This is a genomic window from Streptomyces sp. NPDC059866 (assembly GCF_042731325.1).
GTDB classification, from domain to species: domain Bacteria; phylum Actinomycetota; class Actinomycetes; order Streptomycetales; family Streptomycetaceae; genus Streptomyces; species Streptomyces flavusporus.
On sequence record NZ_JBHWJT010000005.1, the window covers coordinates 23,354 to 41,991 of the forward strand.

17 protein-coding genes are annotated in these 18,638 nt (G+C 70.4%); 3 read left to right on the plus strand and 14 right to left on the minus strand.

All coding sequences use genetic code 11. The annotated features are described in order from the left end of the window. From secD to pgsA, 12 genes are all read right to left on the minus strand, one after another. Positions 1–1,737: a protein translocase subunit SecD gene (secD, locus tag ACFV7R_RS08615; protein WP_385261468.1), complete on the minus strand. Its 1,737-nt coding sequence runs from the start codon at positions 1,735–1,737 to the stop codon at positions 1–3. Positions 1,738–1,869: 132 nt separating this feature from the next. Next, complete coding sequence (gene yajC / locus ACFV7R_RS08620; RefSeq protein WP_385261470.1) at positions 1,870–2,373, minus strand: preprotein translocase subunit YajC; 504 nt, start codon at positions 2,371–2,373, stop codon at positions 1,870–1,872. 164 nt (positions 2,374–2,537) lie between these two features. Continuing rightward, a complete protein-coding gene (gene ruvB / locus ACFV7R_RS08625; RefSeq protein WP_385261473.1) occupies positions 2,538–3,608 on the minus strand; it encodes a Holliday junction branch migration DNA helicase RuvB in 1,071 nt (356 codons plus the stop codon). An 85-nt stretch (positions 3,609–3,693) separates the two neighbouring features. After that, on the minus strand, positions 3,694–4,299 hold the full coding sequence (gene ruvA / locus ACFV7R_RS08630) for a Holliday junction branch migration protein RuvA (RefSeq protein WP_385261476.1): 606 nt from the start codon (positions 4,297–4,299) through the stop codon (positions 3,694–3,696). Further along, positions 4,296–4,841, minus strand: coding sequence for a crossover junction endodeoxyribonuclease RuvC (ruvC, locus tag ACFV7R_RS08635; protein ID WP_385261479.1), 546 nt, complete (start codon positions 4,839–4,841; stop codon positions 4,296–4,298). Before ruvC ends, ruvA begins: the two co-directional genes overlap by 4 nt. Positions 4,842–5,044: 203 nt before the next feature. Further along, positions 5,045–5,797: a YebC/PmpR family DNA-binding transcriptional regulator gene (locus ACFV7R_RS08640; RefSeq protein WP_224737020.1), complete on the minus strand. Its 753-nt coding sequence runs from the start codon at positions 5,795–5,797 to the stop codon at positions 5,045–5,047. A gap of 48 nt (positions 5,798–5,845) precedes the next feature. After that, positions 5,846–6,454, minus strand: coding sequence for a pyridoxal 5'-phosphate synthase glutaminase subunit PdxT (gene pdxT, locus ACFV7R_RS08645; protein ID WP_385261481.1), 609 nt, complete (start codon positions 6,452–6,454; stop codon positions 5,846–5,848). 12 nt (positions 6,455–6,466) lie between these two features. Continuing rightward, on the minus strand, positions 6,467–7,390 hold the full coding sequence (gene pdxS, locus ACFV7R_RS08650; RefSeq protein WP_129796848.1) for a pyridoxal 5'-phosphate synthase lyase subunit PdxS: 924 nt from the start codon (positions 7,388–7,390) through the stop codon (positions 6,467–6,469). A gap of 114 nt (positions 7,391–7,504) precedes the next feature. Next, positions 7,505–8,047 carry a hypothetical protein gene (locus ACFV7R_RS08655; protein WP_129796849.1) on the minus strand — a complete coding sequence of 181 codons (543 nt, stop codon included), beginning with the start codon at positions 8,045–8,047 and terminating at the stop codon, positions 7,505–7,507. Between the two features lie 85 nt (positions 8,048–8,132). Beyond that, entirely contained in the window at positions 8,133–9,308 is a 1,176-nt protein-coding gene (locus tag ACFV7R_RS08660; protein WP_385261484.1) for a glycosyltransferase family 4 protein, read from the minus strand. Further along, complete coding sequence (locus ACFV7R_RS08665) at positions 9,305–10,213, minus strand: phosphatidylinositol mannoside acyltransferase (RefSeq protein ID WP_385261487.1); 909 nt, start codon at positions 10,211–10,213, stop codon at positions 9,305–9,307. The genes ACFV7R_RS08660 and ACFV7R_RS08665 overlap by 4 nt, the downstream gene beginning before the upstream one ends. Then, a complete protein-coding gene (gene pgsA / locus ACFV7R_RS08670) occupies positions 10,210–10,956 on the minus strand; it encodes a phosphatidylinositol phosphate synthase (protein ID WP_385262132.1) in 747 nt (248 codons plus the stop codon). The genes ACFV7R_RS08665 and pgsA overlap by 4 nt, the downstream gene beginning before the upstream one ends. 224 nt (positions 10,957–11,180) lie before the next feature. On the opposite strand from pgsA, the gene ACFV7R_RS08675 reads away from it, so the two are divergent. Together ACFV7R_RS08675 and ACFV7R_RS08680 are read left to right on the plus strand one after the other, a co-directional pair. Beyond that, entirely contained in the window at positions 11,181–13,379 is a 2,199-nt protein-coding gene (locus tag ACFV7R_RS08675) for an elongation factor G-like protein EF-G2 (protein WP_385262134.1), read from the plus strand. 239 nt (positions 13,380–13,618) lie between these two features. After that, positions 13,619–15,280 (plus strand): hypothetical protein, encoded by a 1,662-nt coding sequence (locus ACFV7R_RS08680; RefSeq protein ID WP_385261489.1) that lies wholly within the window; start codon positions 13,619–13,621, stop codon positions 15,278–15,280. Between the two features lie 42 nt (positions 15,281–15,322). Here the strand turns inward: ACFV7R_RS08680 and ACFV7R_RS08685 are convergent, their stop codons facing one another. Next, entirely contained in the window at positions 15,323–15,883 is a 561-nt protein-coding gene (locus ACFV7R_RS08685) for an HIT family protein (RefSeq protein WP_385261490.1), read from the minus strand. 67 nt (positions 15,884–15,950) lie between these two features. Between ACFV7R_RS08685 and ACFV7R_RS08690 the strand changes: the two genes are divergently transcribed. Beyond that, positions 15,951–16,613 (plus strand): potassium channel family protein, encoded by a 663-nt coding sequence (locus tag ACFV7R_RS08690; RefSeq protein ID WP_385261492.1) that lies wholly within the window; start codon positions 15,951–15,953, stop codon positions 16,611–16,613. 29 nt (positions 16,614–16,642) lie between these two features. On the opposite strand, the gene thrS is transcribed toward ACFV7R_RS08690, so the two are convergent. Next, positions 16,643–18,619, minus strand: a complete 1,977-nt coding sequence (gene thrS / locus ACFV7R_RS08695; RefSeq protein WP_385261494.1) for a threonine--tRNA ligase — start codon at positions 18,617–18,619, stop codon at positions 16,643–16,645. Between the last annotated feature and the right edge of the window lie 19 nt (positions 18,620–18,638).

Consider the following 18,638-nt stretch of genomic DNA (forward strand, 5'->3'; position numbering starts at 1 on the left):
TCACGCCTCCTTCGTTTCGACGGGGGCGGCGGGACGACGGGTGCGGCGCAGCGGCGGCCGGGCACCGAGTCGCTTCGGGTCGAGACCGGACCACGGGTGGCCGCTGGCGAAGAACTTCCTGCGGGCCATGAGCGTCAGCAGCGGCTTGGTGAAGAGGAAGACCACCACGACGTCCAGCAGGGTGGTCAGGCCGAGCGTGAACGCGAAGCCCTGGACCTTGCCGACGGTGACGATGAAGAGCACCGCGGCGGCGAGGAACGACACGAAGTCGGAGACCAGGATGGTGCGCCGGGCGCGCGGCCAGGCCCGCTCGACCGCGGGGCGCAGCGAGCGGCCCTCACGGATCTCGTCCCGGACCCGTTCGAAGTACACGATGAACGAGTCCGCCGTGATGCCGATCGCGACGATCGCACCGCAGACCGCCGGCAGGTTCAGCGCGAAGCCGATGGCCGGGCCGAGCAGCGACATGATCACGTACGTGAGGGCGGCGGAGACCAGCAGGGAGAGGATCGCGATGAACGACAGGCCGCGGTAGTAGACCAGCAGGTACAGGACGACCAGAGCCAGACCGATGGCACCCGCGATGAGACCGGCCTGGAGCTGCTCGCCGCCGAGCGCCGCGGTCACCGTGGTGACGCTGTCCTCCTTGAAGGTCAGCGGCAGGGCGCCGTACGACAGGATGTTGCCGAGGCTCTCGGCCTCCTGCTGGGTGAAGGTGCCGGAGATCTCGGCGTTGCCGCCGGTGATGGACTGGCTGACGTACGGGCTGGAGACGACCTCGCCGTCCAGGACGATGCCGAACTGGTTCTGCGGTGACTGGTTCTGCGCGAGCTTGCCGGTGATGTCGGCGAACTTCTTGGCGCCCGCGGAGGTGAAGTCCATCTGGACCTTCCAGCCGGCGCCGCTCTGGGTGTCGTAGACGGCCTGGGCCTTGTCGACCTCGGTGCCGTCCACGCCGGCCGGGCCGAGCAGGTACTTGTACCAGACGCCCTGGTTCTCGCCGCAGCCGACGGTCGACTCCTCGGGCTTGGCGCCGTCGCCGGCCGTGGCGCGGGTCGCCGCCTTGCTGCAGTCGAGGGCCGCGTACTGGGCCTGGAGCTTGCTGTCGTCGGTGGTGCCGCCGCTCGCCGACGGGGAGGCGCTGGGCGAGGCGGACCCCGAGGGGGTCGCGGAGGGGGTGGGGTCGGCCTTCAGTGCGTCGGTGACGGCGCGGCCCTGCGTGGTGGCGGACGCCGAGGGGGTCGCGCTCGCCTTCTCGGAGCCGGAGGCCGACGGGCTCGCCGAACCGCTGGTGGAGGCGCTGGGCGAAGGCGACGTCGCGGGGCCGCCGGTTGCCTCGGTGGCGAGGACGGGACGGAAGTAGAGCTTGGCGGTGGTGCCGACCTGCTGCCGGGCTTCCTCCGAGTTGGTGCCCTTGGGGATGTTGACGATGATGTTGCGATCGCCCTGGGTCTGGACCTCGGCCTCCGAGACACCGAGACCATTGACACGGCGGTTCATGATGTCGACCGCGGTGTCCATGTTCTTCTTGTTGATCGCGGACTCGTTGCCGTCCTCGGGGACAGCCCGGAGCGTGATGCTCGTACCACCGGCCAGGTCGATGCCGAGACGCGGAGTGGTGTGCCCGGAGACGAACATGCCCCCGGTGAGCGCCACGATGGCGATCAGGATCAGGGCCAGCGAGCGCCCCGGCTTGCTCTGGGCGCTCGCGCTCCGGCCCTTTTTAGGTGCTGCCACCTTCTCGTACTCCCTCTCGGGCCGCCGCACGCCGGGTCAGCGGGCGAGCGGCCATGACATGGTGTCGGGATCCCGTGCGAGATGCGCATGTCCCGGGGTGCGCGAGCCCGGCCCGCGCACCCCGGGACATGACTACTTCTCGCCGTCGGTCTTCTTCGGCTCGTCGTCCGTCTTCGCGGTGTCGCCCGGGGTGGCGTCGGAGGGCTCCTCGTCCGCGTCCTTCTTGCCGAGGTCGACGGACTTGTCGGCGGAGGCGGCGGCGTCGGCGTCGGCGTCGGCGGACTCGTCGGTCTCGGTGAGGGAGGAGGCGTCGTCCGGGACGGAGTCCGCGTCGGACTTCAGGTCGTGCTCGATGCCGTGGACGATGCGGTTGTACTCGTCGTCGGAGAGCACGGCACCGATCGAGTTCTTCGCGAAGAGGAGCTCGACGCCCGGGCCGGCGTCGAGGAGGACCGTGTCCTCGTTGACCTCCTTGACCGTTGCGTACATGCCCCCGATGGTGCGGACGCCGGAACCGGGCTGCATCTGATTCCGCATGTCGACGGCCTGCTGCTGCTTCTTCTTGGCCGAGCGGGTCATCAGGATCATGGCCCCGATGAGCACGATGAACGGGAGGAGGGTCACGAGGCTATTCACGGGACGAATTTTCCTTCGCACGACCGCGCAGGTGAGCGGCCTGATGGATGGGGGTATGTCTGCCGCCGGGGAAGGCGGCATCGGCGGAGTCTAAGCGAGTCCGCGCGCATGGAACAACGCTCAGCATGGCACCGGGGTTCCTGGTCCGGCCAATGCCCTCGCCGTCACGCCCCGAACAGGTCCTGTTGTCCGTTTCCCCCGGCTCCCGTGCGGGGCGGGGTGAGGCCGAGATGCGCCCATGCCGCGGGGGTGGCGACGCGGCCGCGCGGGGTGCGGGCCAGCAGGCCCTCCCGTACGAGGAAGGGCTCGGCGACCTCCTCGACGGTCTCGCGCTCCTCCCCCACCGCGACGGCGAGCGTGGACAGGCCGACCGGTCCGCCGCCGAACAGCTTGAGCAGGGCTTCGAGCACGCCGCGGTCGAGGCGGTCGAGTCCGCGGGCGTCGACCTCGTACACCTTCAGCGCCGCGGCCGCGATCTCGCGCGTGATGATCCCGTCGGCCTTTACCTGCGCATAGTCCCGTACGCGGCGCAGCAGGCGGTTGGCGATACGGGGGGTCCCGCGGGAGCGTCCGGCGATCTCGGCGGCACCGTCGGCCTCGATCTCGACGTCCAGCAGGCTCGCTGAGCGGTGGATGACGCGCTCCAGCTCGGCCGGCTCGTAGAACTCCATGTGCGCGGTGAAGCCGAAGCGGTCGCGCAGCGGGGGCGGCAGCAGGCCTGCGCGGGTGGTGGCGCCGACCAGGGTGAACGGCGGCAGCTCGAGCGGGATCGCCGTGGCTCCGGGGCCCTTGCCGACGATGACGTCGACCCGGAAGTCCTCCATCGCCATGTAGAGCATCTCCTCGGCGGGCCTCGACATGCGGTGGATCTCGTCGAGGAAGAGGACCTCGCCCTCCTGCAGGGAGGAGAGGATCGCCGCGAGGTCACCGGCGTGCTGGATGGCGGGTCCGGAGGTGATGCGGATCGGGGCACCCATCTCGGCCGCGATGATCATCGAGAGGGTGGTCTTGCCGAGGCCGGGAGCGCCGGAGAGCAGCACATGGTCGGCGGTGGCGCCACGCGCGCGTGCGGCGCGCAGAACCAGGTCGAGCTGCTCGCGGACCTTCTCCTGGCCGATGAACTCGTCCAGGTCCTTGGGACGCAGTGCAGCCTCGACGGCCTGGTCCTCACGGTCGGCGACAGAGCCCACCAGCCGCTCGGCGGCGGGGGTGTCGGTCGTGTCGTCCCAGTTCACTGAAATACTCCTGCGGTGGGCGGTTTCCGGCTTCTCGGGGGCGATTTCAGGACGCTTCTGTCCCGTGCCCTGCGCGGCGCCCTCGTCAGCGGGCTCTGTTGAGCGTCTGCAGGGCGGCCTTCAGCAGCCGGCCGATCTGGGGGGTGCCGTCGGCGGCCTCGGCCTGCGGGGCGACCGCGGCGACCGCCTCGTCGGCCTCGCGGGTGGCGTAGCCCAGGCCGATCAGGGCGGCGTGCAGCTGGTCGCGCCAGCCGCTGGTGACCGGGATGCCGGCCGCGGGAGCGCCGATCGGCTCGCCCAGACGGTCCTTGAGCTCCAGCAGCAGCTTCTGGGCGCCCTTCTTCCCGATGCCGGGGACGGCGATGAGGGCCTTCTCGTCGCCGGTCGCGACCGCGCGGCGCAGGGCGTCCGGGGTGTGCACGGCGAGCATCGACTGCGCCAGCCGGGGGCCGACGCCGCTCGCGGTCTGCAGCAGCTCGAAGACCTGGCGCTCGTCGTCGTCCGCGAAGCCGTACAGCGTCAGGGAGTCCTCCCGTACGACCAGGGAGGTGGCGAGCTTGGCGGGTTGGCCGATGCGGAGCGTCGACAGCGTGTTGGGCGCGCACTGGACGGCCATGCCGACACCGCCGACCTCGACCACCGCGGCGTCGGGAGCGAGGGCGGCGACCGTGCCGCTGACGAAGGCGATCATGCCGTACGGCCTTTCGGTGCTGTTGCTTGTGCGGTGTGCAGGGCGACGGCCTGTTGGAGCCGGTTCTGCGCGGGGGCGCGCCAGATGTGGCAGATGGCGAGCGCAAGGGCGTCGGCGGCGTCGGCGGGTCTGGGCGGCGCGTCCAGCCGCAGCAGGCGGGTGACCATGGTGCCCACCTGGGCCTTGTCGGCACGGCCGGAGCCGGTGACGGCGGCCTTGACCTCGCTGGGGGTGTGCAGGGCGACGGGGATGCCGCGGCGGGCGGCGCAGAGCATGGCGACGGCGCTGGCCTGGGCCGTGCCCATCACCGTGCGCACATTGTGCTGGCTGAACACCCGTTCCACGGCGACGAATTCGGGCCGGTGCTCGTCGAGCCACTGCTCGATGCCCTGCTCGATGGCGACCAGGCGGTGCCCGAGGTCGGCGTCGACGGGCGTCCGGACGACACCGACGCCGAGCATCGTGAGCGGCCGCCCGGGAACCCCCTCGACGACACCGACACCGCACCGGGTCAGCCCCGGGTCCACCCCGAGTACCCGCACGGCCCCTCCCTTCTCTGCGGCTGAACCGCCGCCGCTCTCGCGGACCTGGCTGAGCACCGTCGGGGTTCCTCAATTGCTGGTTGCGGGCCCCGCGGACGGTGATCTTTCGACTGTGCCAGGCTATCCGCTGCCACTGACAGCAGCGGCGGGCCGGTGGGATGTACCCCCACCGGCCCGCCGAAATCGCGGCTCACACGGCCGCGTTACGCGCCGACCTTCTCCATGATGTCGTCGCTGACGTCGAAGTTGGCGAAGACGTTCTGCACGTCGTCGCTGTCCTCGAGCGCGTCGATCAGCTTGAAGATCTTCTTGGCGCCCTCCTCGTCCAGCTCGACCTGCATGGTCGGGACGAAGTTGGCCTCGGCGGAGTCGTAGTCGATCCCGGCGTCCTGCAGAGCGGTGCGGACCGCGACCAGGTCGGTGGCCTCGCTGATGACCTCGAAGTTCTCGCCGAGGTCGTTGACCTCCTCGGCACCCGCGTCCAGGACGGCACCCAGGACGTCGTCCTCGGTCAGCTCACCCTTGGGGACGATGACGACGCCCTTGCGGTTGAACAGGTACGACACGGAGCCCGGGTCGGCCATGGAGCCGCCGTTGCGGGTCATGGCGACGCGGACCTCGGAGGCGGCGCGGTTGCGGTTGTCGGTGAGGCACTCGATGAGCACCGCGACGCCGTTCGGGCCGTAGCCCTCGTACATGATCGTCTCGTAGTCGGCGCCACCGGCCTCCAGGCCGGCGCCACGCTTGACCGCGGAGTCGATGTTCTTGTTCGGAACCGACGACTTCTTCGCCTTCTGGATGGCGTCGTACAGCGTCGGGTTGCCCTCGGGGTCGGCGCCGCCCATACGGGCCGCGACCTCGATGTTCTTGATCAGCTTCGCGAAGAGCTTGCCGCGCTTGGCATCGATCACGGCCTTCTTGTGCTTCGTCGTGGCCCATTTAGAGTGGCCGGACATCTGCCTGTCTCCTTCGCGTAACCCATCTCTGCAACGACGCCAGAGATCCTACAAGGACTCCGCTGTCCGGTTCGCGCGCACCATGTCCACGAAGAGGCTGTGTACACGGTGGTCGCCGGTCAGTTCCGGGTGGAACGACGTGGCCAGCGCGTTGCCCTGACGGACCGCGACGATGTGGCCGTCGTGCTCGGCGAGCACCTCGGCCTCGGCACCGACGGACTCGACCCAGGGGGCGCGGATGAAGACGCCCTCCACAGGATCGCCCGCGATGCCCTTCACGTCGACCGCTGCCTCGAAGGACTCGTTCTGCCGCCCGAAGGCGTTACGGCGCACGATCATGTCGATGCCGCCGACGGTCTCCTGACCCGAGCGCGGGTCGAGGATCTTGTCGGCGAGCATGATCATGCCCGCACAGGTGCCGTAGACGGGCATGCCGTCCCGCACGCGCGCGCGGAGGGGCTCCAGCACGCCGAACAGGACGGCCAGCTTGGAGATGGTGGTGGACTCGCCGCCGGGGATGACGAGGCCGTCGACCTCGGCGAGCTCTTCGGGGCGCCGCACCGGCCTGGCCACGGCGTCGGCCGCGGCCAGGGCGATGAGGTGCTCCCGTACGTCGCCCTGGAGGGCCAGGACGCCGATGACGGGGGTGTGGCTCATGGGTGGGGTGCCTTACCAGCCGCGGTTGGCGTAGCGCTCGGTCTCGGGGAGGGTGTCGCAGTTGATGCCGACCATGGCCTCGCCGAGGTTGCGGGACGCGTCGGCGATGATCTTCGGGTCGTCGTAGAAGGTGGTGGCCTTCACGATGGCGGCGGCACGCTTGGCCGGGTCGCCGGACTTGAAGATGCCGGAGCCGACGAAGACGCCCTCGGCGCCGAGCTGGCGCATCAGGGCGGCGTCGGCGGGGGTGGCGACACCACCGGCGGAGAACAGCACGACCGGGAGCTTGCCGAGCTCGGCGACCTCCTTGACCAGCTCGTACGGAGCGCGCAGCTCCTTGGCGGCGGCGTACAGCTCATGGTTGTCGTAGCCGCGCAGGCGGGCGATCTCGTTCTTGATCTGCCGCAGGTGGCGCACGGCCTCGACGACGTTGCCGGTACCGGCCTCGCCCTTGGAGCGGATCATGGCCGCGCCCTCGGCGATGCGGCGCAGGGCCTCACCGAGGTTGGTGGCGCCGCAGACGAAGGGGGTGGTGAAGGCCCACTTGTCGGAGTGGTTGACCTCGTCGGCCGGGGTGAGGACCTCGGACTCGTCGATGTAGTCCACGCCGAGGGACTGCAGGACCTGGGCCTCGACGAAGTGGCCGATGCGGGACTTGGCCATGACGGGGATCGAGACGGCGTCGATGATGCCCTCGATCATGTCCGGGTCGGACATACGGGCCACGCCGCCGTCCTTGCGGATGTCGGCGGGCACGCGCTCCAGGGCCATGACGGCGACGGCGCCCGCGTCCTCGGCGATCTTCGCCTGCTCCGGCGTGACGACGTCCATGATGACGCCGCCCTTGAGCTGCTCGGCCATGCCGCGCTTCACGCGGGCGGTGCCGGTCGCAGTGTTCTCGTCGGGCTGGGCGGAGTTGGGGAGCGTGGTGGACACGGGTGACCTCACTCGATGGAAAGAGGGTTTCTTGCTGGACCGAGGAAACGTGACGGATGCAGGCCACAGCAAGGGCCAATGAGGAGGCGGTGGATCGTTTTCCGGTACGTCGGACTAGGTGGCCCGGTCCGCCAGGGCCGTCGGCGGCTCGTCGTCCATCTCGAAGGCCATGGGGAACGGGGCGTGGCCCGCGAGGCGGAACAGGCGGACCTTGCGGTGGCGGCGCAGGGCGCGGGCCGCGCGTACGGCGTCGTTGTGGAAGCGGCGGGCCATCGGCACCCGGCGGACCGCTTCCGTGAGCTCGCGGGCCGCTGCCTCGCCGCCGGGCGCCGCACGGACCGCCTCGACCTGCTGCGGGTCCGCGAACACGGCCCGCAGGGCCTGGCTCAGCTCGCTCTCGGCGACCTCCCGCTGGTCCTCCTCGGCCTGCCGTGCGGCGTGCGCCGCCTCGTAGAGCACGATCGACGCCGCCGGGTCCAGCACTCCGGACGTGGCCAGTTCCTGTGCCACCGAGGCGCGGCGCAGCAGCTGCGCGTCGAGCGCGGCACGGGCCGCGTCGATACGGGCGTGCAGCCGGTCGAGCCGGCCCGCCGTCCAGCTCAGGTAGAGGCCGATCGCGATGAGGGCGACGAGGATCCAGATGAGGGTTGCGGTCACGGGCGGCAAGGCTACCGGGGCGCTCCGCCGGGTGAGCCGGCGCACTTGCGGGCCTCACACGCCGGTCAGGCCGGTTTTTCCGCAGTCAGTCCCGTGCCAGCCCCAGCCGTGCCCGCAACCCCGTGGTGCGTTCGTCGGCCGCCACCGCCGCGGCGCCGTCCGTGACCGTCTCGTAGACCGACAGGATGTCCGCGCCGACCGTCGACCAGTCGAACCGGCGGACGTGGGCGCTGCCGCGCTTGCGCAGTCCGGCGCGGCGTTCCGGGTCACCGAGCAGCCGCACCGCCGCCGCGGCGAGCGCGTCCGCGTCCTCGTTGGCGAACAGCTCCCCCGCCGCGCCCTGGTCGAGGACCTGCGCGAAGGCGTCCAGGTCGGACGCCAGGACCGGCGCGCCCGCCGACATCGCCTCGACCAGGATGATCCCGAAGCTCTCGCCGCCGGTGTTGGGCGCCACGTACAGGTCGATGCTGCGCAGGAAGCGGGCCTTGTCCGCGTCGCTCACCATGCCGAGGAACTCGACGCGCGAGCGGAGCTCCGAAGGCAGCGATGCCACCGCCTCCTCCTCGTCCCCGCGGCCCGCGACCAGCAGCCGGGTCTGCGGGCGCTCGGCGAGGATCCTGGGCAACGCCCGCATCAGGACCGGCAGGCCCTTGCGGGGCTCGTCGATGCGCCCTATGAAGCCGATCGTGCCGCCCTCCCCTTCCGACTGCCAGTCGGGGTTCGGCTCGGCCTCGGCGAAGAAGCCGACGTCGACGCCGTTGGGGATGACGACCGCGTCCCCGCCGAGGTGCTCCACCAGCGTGCGGCGGGCGTACTCGCTGACCGCGATCCGCGCGCTGATCTTCTCCAGCGCCGCCTGGAGGATCGAGTACGCGGCGATCATCGCGCGCGAGCGGGGGTTGGAGGTGTGGAACGTGGCGACGATCGGGCCCTGTGCCGCCCAGCAGGCCAGCAGGCCCAGGGACGGCGACGCCGGTTCATGGATGTGGATCACGTCGAACGCGCCGTCGTGCAGCCAGCGTCGCACCCGGGCCGCCGAGAGGAAGCCGAAGTTCAGCCGGGCCACCGAGCCGTTGTACGGCACCGGGACCGCTCGGCCGGCCGAGACGACGTACGGCGGGAGCGGGGTGTCGTCGTCGGCGGGGGCGAGGACGGACACCTCGTGCCCGAGGCGGATGAAGTACTCGGCGAGATCGCGGATGTGGAACTGGACGCCGCCCGGCACGTCCCAGGAGTACGGGCAGACGATGCCGATCCTCACGACGGCCCCTTCGCGGGGTCGAGGTCTTCGAGCCACAAGCGCTGCAGCATGTGCCAGTCCTCCGGATGGTCGGCGATCCCCGAGGCGAAGGCGTCTGCCAGCGCCTGTGTCATCACAGACGTCTTCTCGGCCCGGGTACCTGTCTCGGGTACCTCGATCGGGGGATGCAGGCGGCCCTGCATGAGGGGCGAGTCGTCGTACCAGAGCGTCACCGGCAGCAGCAGCGCGCCCGTCTGCTGGGCCAGCAGGGCGGGTCCGGCCGGCATGCGGGCCGTGTCGCCGAAGAACTTCACCTCGACGCCGGACGCGGACAGGTCGCGGTCGGCGACCAGGCAGACCAGGCCGCCGTCGCGCAGCCGCCGGGCCAGGGTGCCGAACGCGGTGCCGCCGCTGTGCGGCAGGACCTCCATGCCGAGGCCCTCGCGGTAGGCGACGAAACGGTCGTACAGGGTCTCCGGCTTGAGGCGTTCGGCGACCGTGGTGAAGGGGGTTTCCAGCTTCGTGGTGACCCAGGCGCCCGCGAGGTCCCAGTTGGCCATGTGCGGCAGGGCGAGTACGACGCCGTTGCCGGCGGCGAGACCGTCGGTCAGGTGGTGCAGGTCCTTCGGGTCGAAACCGCTCTTGACGCGCTCGGCGCTCCAGGCCGGGAGCCGGAAGGACTCCATCCAGTACCGCAGGTACGAGCGCATGCCCGCGCGGGAGAGCTCGGCAAGGCGCTCAGGGGTCGCGTCGGGCACCACGCGCGCGTAGTTGCTCTCCAGCCGCCGTACGCCCTTGCCGCGCTGCTTCCAGGCCAGGTCGGCCACGGTGTTGCCGAGCCGTACCGCGACCGGCTCGGGGAGCTTCTTGACCGTGCCCCAGCCGAGGCCGTACAGCGCGTCCGTCAGCCGCTCCTGAGCGCTCATTTCGCCGCCTCCCTCCCCTGAGAGGCATTCTCCGTGCTTTCCTGCCCGGCCGCCGCTGCCTCCGCCTCCGCGGACTCCCGGCGGACCGTGACGACCCGCTGGATCAGGGTGACCAGGCTGCCGACGGCAACGATCCACAGGGCGATGGGCAGCAGTACGTCGATGCCGGGCACGCCGAACTTGTGCATGCCCGCGAGCCCGGCGGCGACCAGGGAGATCACCAGCCGCTCGGCGCGCTCCACGAGACCGTTGACCGCGACCGGCAGGCCGATCGACTCGCCACGGGCCTTGGTGTACGACACCACCTGCCCGCTGGCCAGGCAGAAGATCGACACCGCGCACAGCACGAGGTCGTCGCCGCCGCCCGCGTACCAGAGGGCGAAGCCGCCGAAGATCGCGCCGTCGGCGACCCGGTCCAGGGTGGAGTCCAGGAAGGCTCCCCAACGGCTGCTGCGGCCCAGCTGGCGGGCCATGTTGCCGTCGACGAGGTCCGAGAACACGAACAGCGTGATCACGACCGTGCCCCAGAAGAACTCGCCCTGGGGGTAGAAGACCAGCGCGCCCGCCATCACGCCGGCCGTGCCGACCAGCGTGACCGTGTCCGGGCTCACGCCCCGGCGGATGAGAAACGCGGCGAACGGTGTGAGGACACGCGTGAAGAATGCACGCGCGTACTTGTTCAGCATGGCCTTCCCGAGGGTCGGTGTCGCCGCGCGGCCCCTGCTGGCCACCGGCTGGCCCATCGTAGCCACGCGCGCGTGTGGGCGACGGCCGGGCACCCGCACCCCGTGAGGGGATCCGGCGTACGGGACGCAACCGCCGGCGGGCGACGCGTTCCGGTCCTTCGTATGGACGCACCGTGACGAGAGTGGAAAGCTCGAAGAACGCGGGCGTCGCCGGAGCCGCCCCGCACGGGTCCCGCGTGTCCGCGCCCACAGTGACCTCACCGTGCACGGGAGGCAAGGCCATGGGCGACAAGGCGAATGCACACCCCGGAGCCGCCGGCAGGGCAGTGGCGGCCGACCATCCCGCGTCCGTACGGAATGTGGTGCTGGTCGGCCACTCCGGATCGGGCAAGACGACTCTGGTGGAGGCTCTCGCGCTGACCGCGGGAGCGGTGAACCGGGCGGGCCGCGTGGAGGACGGCGGCACCGTCTCCGACTACGACGAGATCGAGCACCGGCAGCAGCGCTCGGTACAGCTCTCCCTGGTGCCGGTCGAATGGGACGGCATCAAGGTCAACCTTCTCGACACCCCCGGATACGCCGACTTCGTCGGAGAACTGCGGGCCGGTCTGCGAGCGGCGGACGCGGCCCTTTTCGTCGTCTCGGCGTCGGACGGCGTGGACGGCTCGACCCGCATGGTGTGGGAGGAGTGCGCGGCCGTCGGCATGCCGCGGGCCATCGTCGTCACGCATCTGGAGGCCGCGCGGGCGGACTTCGAGGAGATGACACGGATCTGCGCTCAGGCCTTCGGCGGGGACGACCCCGACGCGGTACTGCCGTTGTATCTGCCGCTGCACGGTCCGCAGGGGCCGGACGGGCACGCGCCCGTGACCGGCCTGATCGGGCTGCTGTCGCAGAAGCTCTTCGACTACGCGTCCGGGGAGCGCAAGGAGTCCGATCCGGGCGAGGACCAGCTGCCGCTGATCGAGGAGGCACGCAACCGGCTGATCGAGGGGATCATCGCCGAGAGCGAGGACGAGACCCTCATGGACCGGTATCTCGGCGGTGAGCAGATCGACGTCAAGACACTGGTGGAGGACCTGGAACGGGCCGTCGCGCGCGGGACGTTCTTCCCCGTCCTGGCCGCCGCTCCCGCGGCCGAGGGCGCCCGGCAGGGGCTCGGCACGGTCGAGCTGCTGGAGCTGATCACACGGGGGTTCCCGACCCCGCTGGAGCACCCGACGCCCGGCGTCACCACGGTGGACGGCAAGCCACGTGAGCTGAAGCCCTGCGATCCGGACGGTCCGCTGGTCGCGGAGGTCGTGCGGACCTCGTCCGACCCCTACGTCGGCCGGGTCTCCCTCGTGCGGGTCTTCTCCGGAACGCTGCGGCCGGACGAGACCGTGCACGTCTCCGGGCACGGACTGACCGACCGGGGCCACGAGGACCACGACGTCGACGAACGCATCGGCGCCGTGTCCACGCCGTTCGGCAAACAGCAGCGCCCGGTGTCGCACTGCGTCGCGGGCGACCTCGCGTGCGTGGCGAAACTGAGTCGCGCCGAGACCGGCGACACCCTGTCCGCCAAGGACGACCCGCTCCTCATGGAGCCCTGGGACATGCCGGATCCGCTGCTGCCGCTCGCCATCCAGGCGCACAGCAAGCCGGACGAGGACAAGCTCTCGCAGGGGCTCGCCCGGCTGGTCGCCGAGGACCCGACGATGCGGCTCGAACAGAACCAGGACACCCATCAGGTGGTGCTGTGGTGCCTGGGCGAGGCGCACGCGGACGTCGCGCTGGAGCGGCTGCGCAGCCGGTACGGCGTCCAGGTCGACGTCGTACCGCACAAGGTCTCCCTGCGGGAGACGTTCGCGACCAGGTCGGCCGGGCGCGGGCGGCATGTCAAGCAGTCCGGCGGGCACGGGCAGTACGCCATCTGCGAGATCGAGGTGGAGCCGCTGCCGGGCGGCTCGGGCATCGAGTTCGTGGACAAGGTCGTCGGGGGCGCGGTGCCGCGCCAGTTCATCCCGTCCGTCGAGAAGGGCGTACGCGCCCAGGCCGCCAAGGGGGTCGCCGCGGGCAATCCGCTCGTCGACGTCCGGGTCACGCTGCTCGACGGCAAGGCGCACTCCGTGGACTCCTCCGACGCCGCCTTCCAGACGGCGGGTGCGCTCGCACTGCGGGAGGCCGCGGCCGACGCGAGGATCCATCTCCTGGAGCCGGTGGCCGAGGTGAGCGTCCTGGTCGGCGACGAGTACGTGGGCGCCGTGATGAGCGACCTGTCCGGGCGGCGCGGCCGTGTGCTGGGCACGGAGCAGACGGCCGGCGGACGCACCCTCGTCCGGGCCGAGGTGCCCGAGATCGAGATCGGGCGGTACGCGGTCGATCTGCGCTCGCTGTCGCACGGCACCGCGCGCTTCAACCGGCGATACGCCCGGCACGAACCCATGCCGGCTCAAGTCGCCGAGCGGCTACGGAAACAGGAGCAGGAGGCGTCATAGGAAGCGGGGAACAGATGGGGGGCGGCGCGTAGTTGGTACGGGGGCGCGTGCAAGTGGCTTGCGCTGCGGCCTCCGAGCGGACTGCGCGGTGCGCTGCCCCGTGCGCCGGCGGGCGGCTTCGGCCGTCCGCCGCCGAATGTCCGCACCTGCGGATACGCTGATGACCTGATCAACAGGTGTGCAGAGCACGGAAGTCGGGAAGGCCGCAGGAGCGACAGTGGCGGCGATCGGGGGCGGGAATGACCGTTGACAGCGGTTACGCGGACATCTTCGGGCCGCAGGTGCCGCGCACGGGCGACGAGGGGCAGACGGCGACGTTCGCGCTGGCCTCTGCGGCGTACCGGGACAACGAGGTCGAGGAGATACTCAAGGCCAACAACGAGTGGCACGAATCGACCGTGAAACCGGGCCAGAAGTGGGCGAAGATCTTCCGGCCCAATCTCGGTGAGGCGTTCTCCCGCGCGGTGGTCGACCGGATGCTCGGCTCCGACCGCAAGCCGCTGATCCAGTCCTTCGGCACCGAACCCCAGGTGGTCGTCGAGCACTGTCTCGCCGCGAACCGCATCCGCCGGCAGCGCGACAACCTGCTCACGGTCGTCATGGTGCTGTGCGGGCTGCTCTTCCTGCCCGGCCTCCTGGTGTGGCTGATGGTGTTCACGATCCGCTCCACCATCGCCAAGCGCGAGGACAAGCGGGCCTCGACGCTCGCGACCACGCTGCTCGTCGCGGTGGGCGCGCTCGCCGTGATCTTCCTGATCCAGATGCCCTTCACGGGATTCTGGGCCTGGTACGCGCGCGCGTCGGTCGTGCTGCCGGTGATCGGCTGGTTCTGGGCCCGGCAGATCTGCGAGCGCACGGCGAAGGACCTGCGGGAGCGCTGGGACAGCCTGCTCTCGGGCAGCAGCGTCGGCGCGAAGGTGCCCGAGGCGGTGCCGAGCAGCCCCGGGGAGACCGCGGCCGAACAGTTGCGTCAGTCCCTGGCCCGGCTCAGCGCCGAGCAGCAGTCCAACTCCGTCTTCTACGCCGGGCCCAAGGGCATACTCGGCATGGGCACGCGCTGGGGCAGCTGGCAGCTCGCCGAGGATCTGACGCCGGCCGATCCCGACCGGGAGATCCATCCCTTCCGCAGCTGGGACGTCATACGGTCGATCCACGACCAGCTGCGCATGCTGGAGCGCGGTCCGCTGAACACGGGCGGCTTCACGAAGCCGTCGATACGGCACTGGGTCGTCACGCCGATCGGGGAGAACGCGAAGGCGGTGTCCCGGCCGGAGGGCACCGATGTGGACGCCTACCAGGTCAAGTCGCACGCCATACAGGACATCTGCAACAAGCAGCAGTTCGGCAGCGGAGACCGGCACTACCTGGGCGTGCAGTGGACGCTGTGGGAGGGGCAGCTGGTGATCACCATGCTGATCACGGTGACCGTGCTGTACGAGACGCTGCGCATCGAGGTCACCGGGCATGCGCTGGGGCCCGTGCACGGCCTGTTCACCTCGAAGCCGGAGGCCAAGGAGAAGGCGGTACAGAAGTCGCTCAAGCGGTGGGAGACGCGGACGGTGAAGCTTCCGCTGGTCGACACCGACGAGGTGGTACGGCTGGCGGCTCGGGCACCTCTGACCTGGTATCCCCCGCTGCTGAACTGGCTCGGCGGCACCCTCACCCTGCCGGAGCCGTTCGGCCTGCGGCACGCCTGGGCCGACAAGCCCTGGCGCCACCGCTTCATGGCCGACGACGCGCTGCGGGCGGCCACACCGGTGCTGCGGGTGGTGCACTCGGCGGCGATCCGGGTCCTCGAGGAGAACGGCGTGGACACGGAGAAGTTCGGGACGCGGTCTGCTTTCCTCAGCACGGCGATCCAGGACCCGGCTCCGAAGAAGGCGGACCTTTACGACGCGTAGTCCCCCTCGTCAAGCCGCGGGCGGTGTATCAGAACCCGCGGCTCACGCCGCCGGCCAGGCCTCCGCCAGCATCTTGCGGGTGTCGGCCAGCAGCTGCGGCAGCACCCGCGTATGCCCCACCACCGGCATGAAATTGGTGTCCCCGCCCCAGCGCGGCACGATGTGCTGGTGGAGATGCGCGGCGATCCCGGCCCCGGCCACGGTCCCCTGATTCATTCCGATGTTGAACCCGTGCGCCCCGGACGCGGTCCGCAACGCCGTCATCGCCTGCTTCGTCAGCGCGGCCAGCTCAACGGTCTCGGGCCCGGTCAGGTCCGTGTAGTCGGCGACATGCCGATAGGGCACGACCATGAGGTGGCCGCCGTTGTACGGGTACAGGTTCAGCACGGCGTACACCTGCTCACCGCGCCGGACGATCAGCCCGTCCTCGTCGGACTTGGCCGGGATGGAGCAGAAGGGGCAGCCGTCGTCGGCCCCCGGACCGGTGGGCTTGTTCTCGCCCTGGATGTACGCCATCCGGTGGGGCGTCCACAGGCGCTGGAACGCGTCCTGCGTCCCCACTCCGATCTGCTGCTCCGGCTCACTCGTCATGCTGTGCAGCATATGGCTTCGCTCGTTCGCGGCGTGTCGCCGGGGGCGCCGCGAAACGGCCCGGGGCCAAGCTGGGCCGATGGACGACGACAGCCGCACGGCCCGCTGGGAGCGGCGGGCGGAGATCCCGCTCACGGCTGCCTCCCTGCTCTTTCTCGTCTCGTACGGGACTCGGGTCCTGGGCGAGGGGCTGCCCGGGGAGGTGCGAGATCTGTGTCTGGCAGTGACGTACGCGTCCTGGGCGCTTTTCGTCGTCGACTACGCGGTGCGCTGGCGGTTCAGCGGCGAGGGGCCGCGCTTCGTCCACCGGCACTGGCTGGACTCGCTGGTGGTGCTCCTGCCCCTGCTGCGGCCGGTGCGCATCGTACGGGTCCATGACGCCGTGCAGGACCGCCGGCAGGCGGCACCCCGGCTGCCCGTCCAGGCGAGGGTGATGATGTACGCGGGCCTGTCGTCCGCCCTGCTGGGCCTCACTGCGGCCCTGTCCGTGTACCACGTCGAGCACACCGCTCCTGGCGCGACGATCCGTACGTTCGGCGACGCGCTGTGGTGGGCGGCCTCCACACTGGCGACCGTCGGCTACGGCGACGTCGTCCCGGTGACCCTGCTGGGTCGGCTCGTCGCGGTGGGCCTGATGGGCTGCGGCCTGGCCCTGCTGGGCGCGGTCGTGGGGTCGTTCTCGTCCTGGCTGATGCAGCGCTTCGCCCGGGCCGGGGACGAGGGAGGGCCCCCGGGGAGCTGAAATCCCGGAGGCCCTCGGCCGCGTCCGCGTCAGACCTGCACCCGCTCCTCGACGACCTTGCCGATCTTCGCGATGGCCTCGTCGAACGGGATGCCGTTCTCCTGCGAGCCGTCGCGGTAGCGGAAGGAGACGGCGTTGTTGGCCATGTCCTCGTCACCCGCGATGACCATGAACGGCACCTTCTGCTTCTGGGCGTTGCGGATCTTCTTCTGCATCCGGTCGGAGGAGGAGTCCACCTCGACCCGCAGGCCCTTCTTGCGCGCGGCCGTGGCGAACTTCTCCAGGTACTCGACGTGCGCGTCGCCGATCGGGATGCCGATCGCCTGGACGGGGGCGAGCCAGGCCGGGAAGGCGCCCGCGTAGTGCTCCAGGAGCACCGCGAAGAACCTCTCGATGGAACCGAACAGCGCGCGGTGGATCATGACCGGGCGCTGCTTGGAGCCGTCCGCGGCCGTGTACTCCAGGTCGAAGCGCTCGGGCAGGTTGAAGTCGAGCTGGATGGTCGACATCTGCCAGGTGCGGCCGATGGCGTCCTTGGTCTGGACGGAGATCTTGGGGCCGTAGAAGGCGGCACCGCCCGGGTCCGGGACCAGCGGCAGACCCTGCTTCTCGGCAACCTGGCGGAGGGTCTCCGTCGCCTCCTCCCAGGCCTCGTCCGAGCCGACGAACTTCTCCGGGTCCTTGGTGGACAGCTCCAGGTAGAAGTCGGTCAGACCGTAGTCCCGCAGCAGGCCGAGGACGAAGGTGAGCGTCTTGTCCAGCTCCTCGGACATCTGCTCACGCGTGCAGTAGATGTGCGCGTCGTCCTGGGTGAAGCCGCGGGCGCGGGTCAGGCCGTGCACGACGCCCGACTTCTCGTACCGGTACACGGTCCCGAACTCGAAGAGACGCAACGGCAGTTCGCGGTAGGAACGGCCGCGCGCGTCGAAGATCAGGTTGTGCATCGGGCAGTTCATGGGCTTGAGGTAGTAGTCCACGCCCTCGTCGAGCTGCATGGGCGGGTACATGCCCTCGGCGTACCAGTCCAGGTGGCCCGAGGTCTCGAAGAGCTTCCCCTTGGTGGCGTGCGGGGTGTAGACGAACTCGTAGCCCTCTTCCTCGTGGCGGCGCCGCGAGTAGTCCTCCATCACGCGGCGGATGATGCCGCCCTTGGGGTGGAAGACGGCGAGGCCGGAGCCGATCTGCTCCGGGATGGAGAACAGGTCGAGCTCGGAGCCGAGCTTGCGGTGGTCGCGCTTCTCGGCCTCGGCGAGGAACTCCAGGTACGCCTTCAGCTCGTCCTTCGACGGCCAGGCGGTGCCGTAGATGCGCTGGAGCATCGGGTTCTTCTCGCTGCCGCGCCAGTAGGCGGCCGCGTTGCGCATCAGCTTGAACGCCGGGATGAGGCGGGTGGAGGGCAGGTGGGGACCGCGGCAGAGGTCCTTCCAGCACAGCTCGCCGGTCTTGGCGTCCAGGTTGTCGTAGATCGTCAGCTCGCCGGCGCCGACCTCGACGTCGGCGCCGTCCTCGGAGGACGCGGAGCCCTTGAGGCCGATCAGTTCCAGCTTGTACGGCTCGTTCGCCAGCTCCTCGCGCGCGGCCTCATCGGTGACGACCCGGCGCGAGAAACGCTGGCCGCGCTTCTGGATCTCCTGCATCTTCTTCTCGATGGCCTTGAGATCCTCGGGCGTGAACGGCTTCTCGACGTCGAAGTCGTAGTAGAAACCGTCCTTGACCGGCGGGCCGATGCCCAGCTTGGCCTCGGGGAAGAGCTCCTGCACGGCCTGCGCCATGACGTGCGCGGTGGAGTGGCGCAGGATGTTCAGGCCGTCCTCGGAGGAGATCTCCACCGGCTCGACCTTGTCACCCTCTGCCAGCGCATACGCCAGGTCCTTGAGCTCGCCGCCCACGCGCGCGGCGATGATCGAGCGCTCGCCGGCGAAGAGCTCGGCGGCCGTAGTGCCCGTCGTCACCGTGCGCTCTTCCCGCTCGGAATCGCGTTGGATGATCACACGGACGTCTGACACCGGTCTCTCCTGACTGAAG

Coding starts and splice junctions, on each gene's coding strand:
- ruvA (WP_385261476.1), bottom strand. CDS start 4,299: ATGATCGCCTTCGTCAGCGGCACGGTCGCCGCCCTCGCTCCCGACGCC.
- ACFV7R_RS08640 (WP_224737020.1), bottom strand. CDS start 5,797: ATGTCCGGCCACTCTAAATGGGCCACGACGAAGCACAAGAAGGCCGTG.
- pdxT (WP_385261481.1), bottom strand. CDS start 6,454: ATGAGCCACACCCCCGTCATCGGCGTCCTGGCCCTCCAGGGCGACGTA.
- ACFV7R_RS08665 (WP_385261487.1), bottom strand. CDS start 10,213: ATGAGCGCTCAGGAGCGGCTGACGGACGCGCTGTACGGCCTCGGCTGG.
- pgsA (WP_385262132.1), bottom strand. CDS start 10,956: ATGGGCCAGCCGGTGGCCAGCAGGGGCCGCGCGGCGACACCGACCCTC.
- ACFV7R_RS08675 (WP_385262134.1), top strand. CDS start 11,181: ATGGGCGACAAGGCGAATGCACACCCCGGAGCCGCCGGCAGGGCAGTG.
- ACFV7R_RS08680 (WP_385261489.1), top strand. CDS start 13,619: ATGACCGTTGACAGCGGTTACGCGGACATCTTCGGGCCGCAGGTGCCG.
- ACFV7R_RS08685 (WP_385261490.1), bottom strand. CDS start 15,883: ATGCTGCACAGCATGACGAGTGAGCCGGAGCAGCAGATCGGAGTGGGG.
- ACFV7R_RS08690 (WP_385261492.1), top strand. CDS start 15,951: ATGGACGACGACAGCCGCACGGCCCGCTGGGAGCGGCGGGCGGAGATC.